Source organism: Nocardia sp. NPDC004123, from assembly GCF_053603795.1.
In genome coordinates this window covers 163347-177260 of record NZ_JBSGGG010000022.1, presented here as the reverse complement: position 1 = coordinate 177260, position 13914 = coordinate 163347, and the positions used below count along the sequence as shown (strand labels likewise).

Genomic DNA, 13914 nt, shown 5'->3' with positions numbered 1-13914 from the left:
GTCTGGTGTGGCCGAGACTATATCCGCCTTCGGAGGACATAGTCTCGGCCAGACCAGACCAGAGTCAAAAGATAGGTACGGGGGTGTGTTGGAGGACAAGGGTTTTGGGAGGTCAGGTGGTGAAGGAAGGACCACAAAGGAGAGGACCACAAGGGGGCGCGTCGCGTGCGGATGTAGCGTTGGCATGTGAGTTGCGTTGGGAGAGAACCACAACCGGGAGGGTTGGCCGCGCATGCGGCGGCACGTGCAGGGTTCGTACACGGAAGGACCACAACGAAGGGATCACCTCTTACGCGGGGAGATGGTCGACGTAGAGCACGACCGAGGAATCCCCAGCTGAGAGTTGAGGCGTACGCATCAATCTCCGTTGATCCGTACGCCTCAAGTCAGGGCCGCTTATGCCGGTCAGCGGGATTGATGCGTAGTCATCAATCAGGGCACTCACGGCCGGCACGGTCGGGTCCGTCGCATCCTGTAATGCCGATGAGCGAGCACTCCGCGGGGCACATACGCGCTGCGGCTTCCGAGAACTTGTGCCCTCAAAATTTGAAGCATGCTCGTTTCATCATGGCCGTGAAGGCGTATCGTCCGTCTGGCAAGTTGTCACGAGCAAAGGTTGCCAAAATGACCCGAACGCCGATGAAAATAGCTGCAGTAGCGATGATTTCGGCCGGAATCGGACTTTCCGCCCTGGGTACGGCCGCGGCGGGTCCGTTGCCGGAAGTCGCTCCGATCGTGGACACCGGGAGTTTCCAACAGGCCACGATGGAGCCGGGGTACATCGGATCGGTGGCGGTGACGCTGTGCGAATTGACTGGCGGCCGCATGCACCCCGCTATGGGTGGCGGCTACTGCGCCGGCGGCCTATTGGGATACTAGGCGATTCGCGCGCGAATCACTATGCCCCCAGTTTGATTCGGTCCCACCGTCCTGCGGGGGACCGAACCCGACGGGTTCCCGCTACGTCGGCGAGCAGAGCGCAAGATCGACGAAGCAAATGCGGCCACATCCGCACATGCCGCATACCGCGCTGACCGAACCGGCCAGCGCGGTACCGCCGGCGGCGAGATCGACAGCGGCCCAGAGACATCCGCTCATGCCGATGTGCGGAAGTCGGACGAGCAGCGCGAGCAGGGTGTCGAGTCTCAGCTTGCGCGCGGGGAGCTCCAGCTCCTCTGGCCAGGGTGGCATCGACTACCACAGGAATCTCCACAGCGGTGCGGGCATACGCTTTTTGAGTTCATCGAGGCTTTCCCACCCCTTGTAGATGAGGTTGGGGGCGTACAGAAACGATTCCAGCGCAACAGTGAGCGCGTCGTTGTCGTCTTGCGGCGGGTCGGCTACCCGCAACACCAACTCGTACTCGCTCAACGCGAGCAACTCCGCGCCCCAATGCCCAGCCCACCTGCGCAACAATGTTGCGTGGTCCGCACCGTCGAGATCGAAATCGCGTGCGCCGCTCCAATTCAACAGCTGCGGCACCAGCCACGGATTCGGCGCGGGCACGAGCACCAATCGATCGGCCTCCTCGAATTCGTCAACGGCGATCCACGCATCAGCCCAGTCGAATCCGTCGTAGTCGCGATCTTCCTCGGTGAGCACGTAAGCACTCTGAAGTATCGGGTCCTCGGCGTCTCGCGGCCCCTCGTCGTCGCGCGGCCCCTCGACCTGGGCGCGTTCGAGCCATGCTCGTCCATCCTGCACAGCTCCCGCGACGACCTGTTGGGCGCCTGGCGTATTCAGACTCTCCTCGATGAGTCCCAGAAGCACAGGCCATAGTCCTGTGCGCTCGTATACCCCACGCGCCCGCTGCCACAAATCGGTGGCCTGATACCCGGGCTCGACCTCGCACATCCACACCGCGCCACCATCGACCGTCCTGGACGCTCGTGTCAGCGGCAGCAATTCGACCCCGAGCGTGGCGAACAATGCCGTCGGATCTTCGTCTCCGGCCACCACATCAACGGACGCAGCCGCAACCGAGTCCGGCCGAAATTCCGCTGCCCCAAGCGCATTGAACATGGCTCGATCCAAGCACACCACAGCCATCCGCCGCTGATCACACGGATCGACCCAGCCAGGAACACCGTCCCGAAAGATCCACGGATCAAGGTCATCTCGGATCCACCGACTGGATCACCGAACGCACCCTCATGCCGAATTCAGTGCGGCGGTAGCCCGTTGGTGCCTAGTGCCTAGGCTGACCGCGTGTCGCATATCTTGCATGTGTACTTGGCCGACCTGGACGAACTTGCCGCCGTGATCGGCTCCCGGGATGAACGGCTCTTGAACCGAGTCCTGGCGAAGTTCCCCGACCCCGCCGGTCTGGGACCCGCCCTCGTCCGGGAGATCTTCGAGGGTGGCCCCTTTCTGCACGAAAACTCCGGGCTCTACGTCGAAGCGTTGGAATTGATATGCGAAGAGCTGGGGTCATACCTGGATGATGTTGGTTTCCGGTTCAGTTATGCACCCGAAGACATTATCGAACTGGCTCACGAGGAGTGTGATTCCGGGCCATGGCCCGAACCGGAAGCAGCAGGTTGGGGAGTCTGGGGCAAAGAGGACTCCGCCGAGCGGCTGGCGGAGCTGGAAGCTGCGAACGAAGACGACGAAGACGATGACGGATATACCGAGCATCGATTGATGTGGTTGCAGGCTTCCAAGGAAGCGAACAAGGATTTGATCGGCTTCTGGGGTGCGTCCGGCGAGTTGCTGTGGGGCCTGGGGCATCCTGCTGAGCCTGATCCTGTCAAGCGGTCCAGAATCCGAATGCTGTGGGAAGGTTCAGAGTTTCGGTGGGCGTTGTCGAGATTCTGGACTCGCCTCTGGTGGTGAGTCCCAGTCAGCGCGGTGCGGCAGAAGGTCAACTGGCTGTGACGACCCGAGGTCGGCCGAATGCCCGCTCATGCCGCATACCGCGCTGACCGAACCGGCCAGCGCGAGGCGCCGGCGGTCGGAACCCGCTGCGGCGCAGAACGTCCGCTACTGCCGAATGTCGGATATTTGGGGGGAAGAGCCTGTCCGGATCACTGAGGGTGAATGACTCGGCAACTTACTCGTCTATCCGTGATCCGTGTCGGCCGTCAACGGGGCACGAGAACTCGGAAAGCTAACGGGCGCCAAGTATCCGACATCTCACCAGATGCTGTGGACTACGGTGTGGCGGCGGTGTCGGTTCGCCTGTCGGGGTGGCACGGTATACCGAGTTCTCTGCTGATGTAGGCCTGGCGGCCATCGACGACGACACTCGCTGGTCCCGCGATCGAGAGGTCTTGCGGGCTGTTCACGCCGAACACAGTGCGGAAGGTATCCACCGTGAGCTGTGGGATTTTATCGAGCCGACGATCGAAAGAGCCAGCGCTGGAGCCGAACGGCCCGTACCACCATTCGGTGAAGCCGGTTCCCTTGCCGTCGAGTTCCTGCCAACCAGTTGCGCGTAGTTGCAGGTCAAGGCTGTCGAGATCAGGCCCGATGACGGTGTCGGCCATGATGATCACCGTTTCCAGCTCTCGCGCCTCCTGCAGAAATTGGATCACGCTGAGGTTCTCCACCGCAGGGGCTGTCAGGGTCACGATGTCGTAGCTGGGTAGCGTTCGTAGCACCCATTCCAGTCGCTCGGCGAAATCGGCCCAGTCGGTGCAGCGTTCGGGCGCACCGCGTTTGGTGGGCTGTTCGGCGGTCAACACGTGACGCAGCGCCCACGGTCCGGTGTCGAATCCGGATTCGTCACCGGCGGTGTAGCGGGTGCGCCGCAACTCCATTCCGAGCCCGTCGCGCATGACCGCGACAACCGCAGCCGATACCTCACGGAGTTCGATCGGTTCGGAATGGGTTGGACTCCAGCGGGTTTCGAACCGCTGCTCGTTGTAATAGGCACGAAACCAGATCGGGTGGGTCTGCAGCACGCTCAGCAACTGCTCTGCGGCAACCGGGTCCGAGGGGACCGTGACCGCGGCCTCCACCGCACCACCGTTCTCGTAGATCATGATGTCGGTACCGGTACCGCTGTCACGCAACCGAACGAACGCCCATTTCTGGATCAAGTTCGCGTCATCGTCGAGTTCGATGTACACCAGCTCCGGTATCGCGGCGCTTAGCTCGTCCCAGCCCTCAGCGGTCATGATCGTCCCTCCCGACGCTCTTTCTCGCTGCCGAACATATCCGCCGCCACCGACATCTACCAAGGTCGTCACCCACTCGGCCGCGGGAAGGCGCTCAACTGCGGCCGAGCTGGTTCGATCTGAGCCAAACGCACGATAATGCCGCATACCGCGCTGACCGAACCGGCCAGCGCGAGGCGCCGGCTGCCGGAACATGCTGCGGTGCAGAGCATCCGCTATTGCCTGCGGCCCGCGGTAACCCCGGCGGCGAACGTCCCCTAGATACTGACCGGCGTGGAAGATGTCGAAATCGTCGTCACCCATCACGAACGCGCGACCGTGCGGGTCGGTGAGGTGTTTCTGAAGATCGACGGTGATCAGGCGCACGACCTCGCCACATTGACACTCGGGCACCCGGAGCGCCTGAGAGATGTGGTGTCGGGCTACGGCACAGGTGTGGACCTCGAAGTGATCCGGGCTTGGTGGTCGTTACGAAGTCTGCGCGGCGTGCGCTGGCTGATCGATCATGGCTTCGATCCCACCTCGCCAGGATGCGAAATCGACGTGCTCAGAACCCAGGCGCGGCGGGATCAGCCGTGAAGAGCTGTATCCGCTTCTGCCGCATACCGCGCTGACCGAACCGGCCAGCGCGCGACGGCCGAAGATCAACCGGCCGTGCCGATCCGAGGCCGGCGGTACGTCGGCAACTGCCTGCGGGCTCAGGCCGCGAGCCCCAGGCCCGGTAGCCGAGATACACCGCCGGTTGTGTGGGTCCGCGGCCTGCTGATCGCCTCGGTCTGATGGTCGATGACCGCACTATGCCGAATGTGGTGCGGTAGTAGGCCTTACGACCAGAGGTACGGGAGTTTGATCTACGTTGCCGAAGCGGCGTGGTGGACGGCGGCGGCGAGGCGATGGTGTTCGGGGTAGGACCAGGTGGAGGAGAACCGGCGGCGAATGTAGCCGAAGGTGATGCCGCTGTGCGGGTCGGCGAAGGCTTCCGAGCCCGCGGAACCGTCGTGGCCGAACGTACGGGCGCTGAGGAACGGGTACTGCCAGCCCTTCGCTTGGAACCCCAGCATGTAGTGCTTGTCCGATCCGGAGACGAGGTCGGTTCCAGCGGCGTGGAGCATAGTGAACTCGCCGAGGGTGTCGGGCTTCAGCAGCGGTGGTCGTCCGTTGAGGCCGTGTACCGCGGCGGTGTAGAGCCCGGCAAGCCCTCGGGCGTTGCCGACTCCGCCGCACGAGGCTGGGCCGAGCGCGCGGACGCGCCGGGTGTTGGCGAAGGCCACCTGGTCCAGCGGTGGGTTCGAGTTGAGGCCGTAGCCGATCCCGGTGATGCTGTGGGGCCCAGGACCACCCGACCAATAGGTGGCGAGTTCGTCGGGGCTGAGTAGTCCCGGCTCGATCTCGCGATAGCGGTGCTCCTCGGATTCGGGTAACCCGAGGTAGAGGTCGAGCGCGTACGGGATTCGGACTCTCTGGCCGAAGATGTCTTGTAGTGAACGCCCGGTGCTCCTACGCACTACTTCGCCGAGGATCGCGAATTCGGTGAATGCGCCATAGCCGATGGCCGAACCCGGCTTCCAGTACGGTCGTTGAGTGGCTAGGCGGGCGGCGATCACCGCATCGTCGGCGAGTTCATCCGCCGTGAACCCGCCATCGACGCCGATGACACCGGAACGGTGGGTCAAGACGTCTCGCAGGGTGATCTCGCTTTTTCCGGCTGCCGAGAACTCCGGCCAACCGGCCGCGACAGGTTCATCCAGATCCAGCATTGCGTCCTGCACCAGCAGCGCCACCACAATGGCGGCAGCGCCCTTGGTCGAAGAATAGACACCGGTGAGGGTTTCGCCGGTCGCCTCATCCCCGAACCAAAGGTCGACCACCTGCCTGCCGTGCACGTAGACAGCGAGCTGGGCGCCAGCCGGACCGGCCTCCTCCGCGACGGCTGTGGTGGCGAATTCCGCACGGACGGTCTCGAATCCTGCGGCGACCGTTCCCTGCACCTGGATCGTGGTCATCGGTGTTGTGCTCCGTTTCGTGATCTGATCGAGCGCGTTGCCCGCACACCCCTTTGAGCCGCCACGTCTCGAGGATGTGACCGGGGACTGGCTGGCGCAGTCACATCCGTGAGTGAGGGCGGCTCATGCACATGCGAGTCGTGACGATGGGATGGTGTGACAGATGGACGAAAACAAGTGGCTAGCAGAGCGTTTCGAGAAGGAACGTCCCCGATTGCGTGCCGTGGCGTACAGGATGCTGGGCTCGGTCGACCAAGCCGATGATGCGGTACAGGACGCCTGGCTGCGGTTGAGCCGAACCGGACCGGCCGAGATCGACAACCTCAGCGGATGGTTGACCACCGTCGTAGCGCGGGAGTGCTTGCACCAGTTGCGTTCTCGCCGACATCGCCGGGAAGTTCCCATCGACACCCAGCTGCCGGAACTGCTCGTCTCGAATGCGGATCTCGATCCTGAACAGGAGATCATGCTCGCCGACGCGGTGGGACTGGCGCTGCTGGTGGTGCTGGAACGACTCGCCCCGGCCGAGCGGGTGGCGTTCGTACTGCACGACATGTTCGACCTGCCCTTCGCCGACATCGCCGACATCGTCGGCCGCACACCGGCCGCCACGCGGCAACTCGCCAGCCGAGCAAGGCGCCGTATCAGCGGAGCCGAGGTGCCACGACCCGATCCGGACCTGGCACGACAGCGCAAGGTGGTCGACGCCTTCTACGCGGCCGCCCGCAAGGCCGATCTCGACGGCCTGCTCCAGGTCCTCGATCCCGACATCGTGCACCGGACCGATTACGGCGCCAGCCGACCCGCGAGTGTCATCAACGGAGCAGCGGCCGTGGCCGAACAGGTACGTATCCCGCGCGGCGGAAAGCTGCGCCCCCTGCTGGTCAACGGAGCGATCGGCGCCCTGACCACCCGCGACCAACAGCCGTATTCGGTCATGATCTTCACCGTCGCCAACGACAGGATCGTCAGGATAGACGTCATCCGCGACACCAGTCGCGTCCACCGTGTCGCAGCCGAAATCGCCGGTCGAGCCAACTGACCGACGGCTCCGGGCCCGGCACGCGGACAGCACGCCGGGCCCGTCGTTTTCAGTAGTACTTGACCGAGGGTCGCACCTCGACCGCACCGCCCAGCCGTGCCTGCTGGACTCGCGCGGCCAGCGCGATGGCCGCGTCCAGATCCTCGGCCTCGACCACCGCGAAGCCGCCCACGGCGTGCCTGGCACCGAGCCACGGGCCCTCGGTGACAACGGCCGAACCGTCCTTCACCGTAACCGTGGTCGCGTCCTGCGGCAGACCCATCGGCGGCGCACCACTCCAGTTCTCCAACTTGTCGAGGGCGGCGAAATCGGCGTAGGCCGCCTTCTTGTCCTCCTGTGACACCCGCTCCGCTCCCGGCGTGCCCGGCAACGGATACGTGCCGTGGTAGATCACCAACACAAACTGCATCCTGTCCTCCTCACAACGTGTGCGCGTCAATCGCGCACACCCATGAGCCCCGACACCGGACCTATGTGACCAAATACCAACAAGCGATTCGAACATCCTGTACTGCCGCATACCGCGCTGACCGAACCGGCCAGCGCGGGGCATCGGAAGATCAACTGGCCGTGCCGATCCGACGCCGGCGGAACATCCGAAACTGCCGAATGCAGTGAACCTACGGACTTGTCTGACAGGTGATGCGGGATCAGAGCTCGGGTCCGCGACGTGCGGTTAGGTCGGCGGTCTGATCATCGAGCAGCTGCTCGCGCACCCGAATCGGTACGAGCCTTCCGGACATACAGGTCCTGGGTTGCGCGAGCGACGATCTTTCCGTCGGAATCATGAATCGTGGCGGTATGCGCGGTGATCGACTTGCCGCCGTCGCGGGTGGCCTGTCGAATCTCGTCGACTTGTGCACGGGTGAGCTCCATTGTGGTGGTGACGATCCCGCGTCCCGGTGCCAAGAACTCGATCCCGGCGGTGGTATTCCAGACTCGATATCCGTTACCGAGCTGTCCTTGCGCCATGAGCCCGAAGAACGGGTCGGTCATCGAGAACAGCGTGCCGCCGAACGCGGCCCCATTGTGATTGCGGTTCCAGAACCGGACTCGCAGCGCCACCCGGACGGAGGTCCAGTCGTCTGCGACGTGCTCGACCCGCACACCGGCGAACAACAACGGCGGGTATGCGCTCATCGCATACCGGAACACCTGTGGCGAAGGCAGCCGCACCACATTCCCCCAATTCTGGCCATCCCGAAGCGTTTTCGGTCGGGAAGCTGCGCACTACGCAGATGGATAGCGGATTCGAAGCCACCACGACCATCAGCAGGGTAGTGCAGATCGACGTTGCGGGCGAAGTTCACCATGGCTCGCTGAAAGCGACTGCCGTGCTTATCGAACACGTCGCAGGAGATCAGCGAACATCCTCTACTGCCGCATACCGCGCTGACCGAACCGGCCAGCGCACGGCGGCCAGCGGCGAGAGCCGCTGCGGCTCAGTGGCATTCGTTTCTGCCAAACCCGCGCGGTTCACCGGGACCCCTGGGGCGGTCAGTCTTCGTCCTGATCCTCGTCGTCTTCGTCATATTCCTCGTACGCCTCGGCTTCGAGTTGTTTGACTTCGTCGACGAAGCGCCAATAATCCGGATCATAGAGCTTTAGATGGACCGCACGACCCGACGCCGCCAGGTCGAAGACGACCTTCGGGGTGAGCCAGTGCAATTTCATTTCGTCGGTGACATCCGGGGATGCAGATATTCCCAGCGTCGTCGTTATCACCTCGCTGATCCTGTTGAACCATTGCGCGACTTCGTCAGCGACTTCTTCGGTATCCGAGGAGGCGACGTCGGTGACGAAGCATGAAATGTACTTGATTTCACCTTCGCTGCGATGGATTACAGCATCCTGCCGATCGACAGCGAAGTTGGTAGTTAGGTCCGAGTACCTGTCTTCCAGGTTGATTTGCCAGCCGGTTCGGGAACAGAACGGCCCCAGATCCTGGAGGGTCCAAGTCCAGTCGAAATCTGCTGCGAGGAGGGTGATTCGGGAGATGCCTTCGAGGTCTGAATGCATGGTCAAGATCGTAACTTCCTCAGACCGTGTCTCACGTCGTCGTGATTCCTTTGCCGCGTGCCGTATTCGGTTGCGCGGGATGATGTCCGGTCGCGATCGACGAGTTGTCGCGTTGGCTGGTGCCGGACGAGTTATGAGCTACGAACGCACTACTTTGCCGCATACCGCGCTGACCGAACCGGCCAGCGCGGGGCGACGCCGGCCCCGCAACCGTGGCCCGTCCGGTTTTTCTGGCGCCGAAGAAGGTTGCACCACAGGGCAATTGAAATGAAGGATCGAGAGAGTTCGTCCGCAGGACGTCCGCAGTAGCTTCGCTGACCGCCAATCCGACCCGATGCCACCAACGTCCGAATGCCTGGCCAGAGCTATGGTGCCAGCACAGCCAACACCACCCAAACCGGGCAAAACAGACAAGATCATCGTTCGCATCGAGAAGGTCAGGGGTTCGATTCCCCTTAGCTCCACAATCATCACAGGTGAAGGCCGGTTCCTCGTCGAGGACCGGCCTCTTGCTTTTCCGGATCTTCCAACAAACTCCCAACTTATTCCTCCCACCATGGCGAATCAGCGCAGGAGCGTCGCGCGCTACGCGCCGCCGAGCGCCATCGACGGCACCGTGCGTATCGAGCAGTCGTCCGGCGCGGGCTGCCCCGCCAGACGGTCATCGATCCACCGCAGGGCCGCAGCAGTCGCAACGACTTCGAGACTGGGATGCTCGCTCATCTGGTCCCGCGTATAGGTGATCGGCGCCCCCGATGCGCACCAATTCGCCACCGCCTGGTCGACCCATGCGATATGGACGATCTCGTCGTTCACGGCGTGATAGAGGAATGTCGGCACGGTCGGCGCCGTGATGCCGTAGTCCGTCTCGTCGAAGAACGCCTGTACCTGCTCGAACACTTGCGAGAAGGGGATCGTCAGGTAGTCGTCCATGTGCAGGAACGGATACTTCTCCACGAGCGGCACCGAGCATTCGTTGTCACCCGCGGCCATCAACGCTTTCCCGGCAGGCGTCAGATACGTGTCGAAAGCTGCCGCTAGACGTGGATCGGCGCGCATCATGCCCGGCAGGAGCGACAGCAGGAAACCGGAGAACGGACCGCCGTCGAGCGACTGCAGATAAGGGCCGACAGGCTCTGACGGCCCACCCGCCCCACCGCCCCGGGCAACACCGACCAGTCGTACTTCGGGAGCGTAGGTCGGCTGCAGCTGCGAGATCCAACCGCTGGCCAACGACCCGCCGGAATAGCCCGCCGCAGCAACCGGAGTATCGGTCCCGGACAGGCCGAGCGGCGTGAATGCCTCGGCCGCGCGCACGCCGTCGAGCGCGGTGTAACCCGGCTGCTTCGGGACGATAATCGCCCCGTTCGACCCCGCCCAGTCGGGTACGGAAATCGCGTGACCGGACGACAACATCTGGTCGATCTGCAAGAAATCCAAGGAGGCGTCGTACTTGTGGTCCAGCGGGACCGCTCCCTGCCGGAGCGCGTACGAGGGAGCGCACTGCGGGGCTGAGGCATCCTCGGCAGCCTGATAGGTGATCAAGCCCTTGACCTGCCCGGTGCGCGGGCGCAGCACCGTCGTCACGGTCGTCATGGGCCGGCCCGCGTTATCTGTCGTTCGATACAGCAACTGCCAGGCATCGGCGTCCTCCGCCTCCGGCCGCATCGAGGCCACCTCGACCGGCCGCGAATTCAGGATGGTGCCCGGCGCCGTCGATTCCCAGCCCGACGGCGGGGTGTAGAACGGGTCGTTCTGCGGAATCGGGATCGGATCCGCATTGCCAACCGCTGCCGGGGTGCCGGTGAGGCACAATGCGGCCGTTGCCGCGATCAGAACCGAGCGCAGTTGCCGGCGTCTGACGCCGGAAACCCCTGCGCCACAAGAAGATTCGACTTTACTCATCATTTGAACTCCCTCCGCCAGGGAGACTACACACCTGTAGAGGACGCATACCGCAATCCGACGAAAAAGATGACTGGCAGCCGCAACCACTCCCCGGCGCCAGATCAGCCGGTCACCGCACCGAAAATGTCTCCCCGCAAGGGAAGCCGGTCCGCATCCTCCGTCGATTCGCCGAGAGTGTTCGTGACGTATTCGCACGGCGGCGTGATACATCCGTGCCCAGGCCTCCCTCGAACTCGTGGAGGGTTCCTCCGTCGCCCACTTCAAGATGTCGGACCGGGACGGGCACCTGTTCTTCCCGACCGCCAACCCGGCGGGGATCGTCCTGTCGATCACGGTGGTGGGGAGCTGACATGCCGGCTGCGGTGATCGCCGCCTGCGCGAGCATTTTCGCGGCGGGCTTGACCTTCGTATTGGCCCAGCGCGGCTTGATCAGTCAAGAGCGGCGGCAAGCCAGACTGCTGCGTGTCAGCAGTCAACTCGCCGAGCTCTATGCTCCGCTACGCACCCTGGTGGACGTCAACGAACACGTCTGGGAGTCACTGCGGGGGTCCCAGCTGCCACCCCGCGCTCAGCGCCGCTTCGACCGGGACAACCCGGACTGGCGCCGGTGGCGCGACCACGTCCTGATGCCCGCGAACCGCGCCATGCGCGACCTGATCCTCGACCACGCCGACCTCCTTCTGGAGCCCGCTCTCCCAACCCCCCTCCGTGACTTCTGTGCCCACGTCGCATCGCTGGAAGTAGCCCTGGCGGCCGAATCCGAAGGCGTCACCGCACCGCCGCTGGTCCGTCACCCCGGCGACCGTTTCGTCCGTCACGTTCGAGACTCCTACGACCACTTGATATCCGAGCGCCAGCGTCTCCTGCCCGTCCGGCCCCATCCGCGACCAGATCGAACGACACGTCCACGCACTACGAGGGTCACCGTCCACTGACACGGCTGGCATGATCGCGGGGTGGACCTACGATTCGGTATTCAGTTGGCGCCGACGGTGACCGAGCTGCCTCAGCTGCGCGCGATGGCCAAGGTGGCGGACCGGGAAGGACTGGATCTGCTCGGCATTCAGGACCACCCGTACTCCGGCGGGCTGGCCGACACCTTCGCGGTAATCGCCACCGTTTTGGCGGAAACCGAACGGCTGCGGGTGTTTCCGGATGTGGCGAGCCTGCCACTGCGCGGGCCCGCCATGCTCGGGAAGCAGGCGGCGACCTTGGATCTCCTCAGCGGCGGACGATTCGAACTCGCCTTGGGCGCGGGCGCTTTCTGGCCCGCGATCGGCGCCATGGGCGGCCCGATGCGGTCGAATCCCGAAGCGCTGCAGGCACTCGAGGAGGCCACCGCGATCATTCGGGCCATGTGGCATCCGGGGACGAAGGCGAAAGTCGAAGGCACGCACTACACCGTGAAGGGCGTGCAGTCCGGACCCGCGCCCGCGCATCCGGTCGGGATCTGGTTCGGCAGCGTCGGCCCCAAGGCCAACGCGCTCACCGGGCGCATCGCCGACGGCTGGGCGGCGCCCATCCCGCACTACCTCCCGTACGAGAAATGGCGAGCGACACAGGACATCATTTCTGCCGCCGCCATCGACGCGGGACGCAAACCGGCCGACATCACCCGGATGGCACAGCTCGTCGGAACGATCACCGACACTCCCGGGCCGGTCACGCTCCGCGGCGAGGAACCGATTCGCACCGACGCTGCGGGCTGGGCCCGCATTCTGGCCGATCTCGCCACCGAAACCGGCTTCGACACCTTCGTGTACTGGCCGGAGTCCGCCGACGATACCCAACTCCATCGCTGGATCGGTGACGTCGTTCCTTCCACCCGCGCCCTGTGCGCCTGACCATCCAAGGTGCGCCGATTCGAGTAGCTTCGCCTCAGCTCAATTCCCGAACGATCGCCCGCGACCTCTGCAGAGGTCGCGGGCGATCGTCGTTTCAGGGCTGTTGGGGATCGCGGTTGGCGGACTCGAGGTCATCCGGACTCGGGACGACATCGGGCACGGTTCCCCACTCAAAACTCAGTCGGTTGTCCGACTGTAAGATAGGTCGGGTCTATGCGGTGTGCAACAGTTGTGCGAAGTTCGTCGGCCAGCGGAGCGAGGAGAACCCGTGGTTTACGTCAAAGCGTCCGAACGCGAGGAGCAGATCGTCGCGGCGGCCGTCACCACGCTCAGCGAATTGGGCGTGCCGGCCACTACGCTGCGCGCGGTCGCCGCCCAGGCCGGGCTCGCGCTCGGGACGCTGCACTACGTGTTCCCGACCAAGGACAAGCTGCTGCGCGCGGTCATCACCACGCTCATCCGCGACATCTCCGAGGCCCTGCGGGCGGAACTCGAACTCGACAAGGGCTTCGAGCACGCCCTTCGGCACGGCGTGACCAGCTTCTGGGAAAAGTTGGTGCGCAACCAGATCGGACTGCAGATCATGCAGTACGAACTGATGGCGTACTCCGTGCGCAGCGACGCGGGCGGCAGCCTCGCACAGCTGCAGTTCGAGCGCTACAGCTCGGTCGTCACCGAGTTCTGCGAGCAGGCCGCCCAGGCCGCGGGCGAACGGTGTGCCGTCGGTTTCGACACGCTCGGACGCCTGGCGCTGGCCCAGGTCGACGGGCTGATCCTGCAATACATCTCCAGGCCGGATGACGACCGAGCCCGGCGGGACCTGAACCAGGCTCTGGACATGCTCGTCCTGTTCGCCGACCCGCAGCCGGTCGCACGGAGTACCGCGCGGCGAACGAGCACGACTCACACCGACGCGTCATAGCTGTCCACGGCCTTCGCTTCACCGCCTATTGCGTCCCGGGTCACACTCGACCTAT

At 64.0% G+C, this 13914-nt stretch carries 15 protein-coding genes; 7 read left to right on the top strand and 8 right to left on the bottom strand.

Going from position 1 to position 13914, the window contains the following annotated elements:
- Positions 1-483: 483 nt before the first annotated feature.
- Entirely contained in the window at positions 484-879 is a 396-nt protein-coding gene (locus ACWEQQ_RS30310) for a hypothetical protein (protein WP_452350644.1), read from the top strand.
- 81 nt (positions 880-960) lie between these two features.
- Here ACWEQQ_RS30310 and ACWEQQ_RS30305 read toward each other — a convergent pair whose 3' ends face one another.
- Both ACWEQQ_RS30305 and ACWEQQ_RS30300 read right to left on the bottom strand, forming a co-directional pair.
- The gene (locus ACWEQQ_RS30305; protein ID WP_452350643.1) at positions 961-1191 is read right to left on the bottom strand and encodes a hypothetical protein; all 231 of its coding nucleotides are present in this window, start codon (positions 1189-1191) and stop codon (positions 961-963) included.
- A gap of 3 nt (positions 1192-1194) precedes the next feature.
- A complete protein-coding gene (locus ACWEQQ_RS30300) occupies positions 1195-2022 on the bottom strand; it encodes a DUF4253 domain-containing protein (RefSeq protein WP_452350642.1) in 828 nt (275 codons plus the stop codon).
- Positions 2023-2208: 186 nt separating this feature from the next.
- Here ACWEQQ_RS30300 and ACWEQQ_RS30295 point away from each other — a divergent pair, with 186 nt between their 5' ends.
- Positions 2209-2835, top strand: a complete 627-nt coding sequence (locus tag ACWEQQ_RS30295; RefSeq protein ID WP_452346496.1) for a DUF7691 family protein — start codon at positions 2209-2211, stop codon at positions 2833-2835.
- 317 nt (positions 2836-3152) lie between these two features.
- Here ACWEQQ_RS30295 and ACWEQQ_RS30290 read toward each other — a convergent pair whose 3' ends face one another.
- Positions 3153-4487 (bottom strand): TY-Chap domain-containing protein, encoded by a 1335-nt coding sequence (locus ACWEQQ_RS30290; protein ID WP_452350641.1) that lies wholly within the window; start codon positions 4485-4487, stop codon positions 3153-3155.
- Here ACWEQQ_RS30290 and ACWEQQ_RS30285 point away from each other — a divergent pair.
- On the top strand, positions 4455-4700 hold the full coding sequence (locus ACWEQQ_RS30285) for a hypothetical protein (RefSeq protein ID WP_452350640.1): 246 nt from the start codon (positions 4455-4457) through the stop codon (positions 4698-4700). The genes ACWEQQ_RS30290 and ACWEQQ_RS30285 overlap by 33 nt on opposite strands.
- A 272-nt stretch (positions 4701-4972) precedes the next feature.
- Here the strand turns inward: ACWEQQ_RS30285 and ACWEQQ_RS30280 are convergent, their stop codons facing one another.
- The gene (locus ACWEQQ_RS30280) at positions 4973-6124 is read right to left on the bottom strand and encodes a serine hydrolase domain-containing protein (RefSeq protein WP_452350639.1); all 1152 of its coding nucleotides are present in this window, start codon (positions 6122-6124) and stop codon (positions 4973-4975) included.
- 163 nt (positions 6125-6287) lie between these two features.
- Here ACWEQQ_RS30280 and ACWEQQ_RS30275 point away from each other — a divergent pair, with 163 nt between their 5' ends.
- Complete coding sequence (locus ACWEQQ_RS30275; RefSeq protein ID WP_452350638.1) at positions 6288-7166, top strand: sigma-70 family RNA polymerase sigma factor; 879 nt, start codon at positions 6288-6290, stop codon at positions 7164-7166.
- A gap of 49 nt (positions 7167-7215) precedes the next feature.
- On the opposite strand, the gene ACWEQQ_RS30270 is transcribed toward ACWEQQ_RS30275, so the two are convergent.
- The 4 genes from ACWEQQ_RS30270 to ACWEQQ_RS30255 form a co-directional block, all read right to left on the bottom strand.
- Positions 7216-7575 carry a YciI family protein gene (locus ACWEQQ_RS30270; protein WP_452350637.1) on the bottom strand — a complete coding sequence of 120 codons (360 nt, stop codon included), beginning with the start codon at positions 7573-7575 and terminating at the stop codon, positions 7216-7218.
- 284 nt (positions 7576-7859) lie between these two features.
- Complete coding sequence (locus tag ACWEQQ_RS30265; RefSeq protein WP_452350636.1) at positions 7860-8306, bottom strand: DUF4442 domain-containing protein; 447 nt, start codon at positions 8304-8306, stop codon at positions 7860-7862.
- Positions 8307-8663: 357 nt separating this feature from the next.
- A complete protein-coding gene (locus ACWEQQ_RS30260; protein WP_452350635.1) occupies positions 8664-9185 on the bottom strand; it encodes a DUF6301 family protein in 522 nt (173 codons plus the stop codon).
- Between the two features lie 585 nt (positions 9186-9770).
- On the bottom strand, positions 9771-11090 hold the full coding sequence (locus ACWEQQ_RS30255; RefSeq protein WP_452350634.1) for a lipase family protein: 1320 nt from the start codon (positions 11088-11090) through the stop codon (positions 9771-9773).
- A 353-nt stretch (positions 11091-11443) separates the two neighbouring features.
- Here ACWEQQ_RS30255 and ACWEQQ_RS30250 point away from each other — a divergent pair, with 353 nt between their 5' ends.
- From ACWEQQ_RS30250 to ACWEQQ_RS30240, 3 genes are all read left to right on the top strand, one after another.
- Complete coding sequence (locus tag ACWEQQ_RS30250; RefSeq protein WP_452350633.1) at positions 11444-12028, top strand: hypothetical protein; 585 nt, start codon at positions 11444-11446, stop codon at positions 12026-12028.
- A 57-nt stretch (positions 12029-12085) separates the two neighbouring features.
- Positions 12086-12937 (top strand): LLM class flavin-dependent oxidoreductase, encoded by an 852-nt coding sequence (locus tag ACWEQQ_RS30245; RefSeq protein WP_452350632.1) that lies wholly within the window; start codon positions 12086-12088, stop codon positions 12935-12937.
- Between the two features lie 268 nt (positions 12938-13205).
- A complete protein-coding gene (locus ACWEQQ_RS30240; RefSeq protein ID WP_452341787.1) occupies positions 13206-13859 on the top strand; it encodes a TetR/AcrR family transcriptional regulator in 654 nt (217 codons plus the stop codon).
- The last annotated feature ends 55 nt before the right edge of the window (positions 13860-13914 follow it).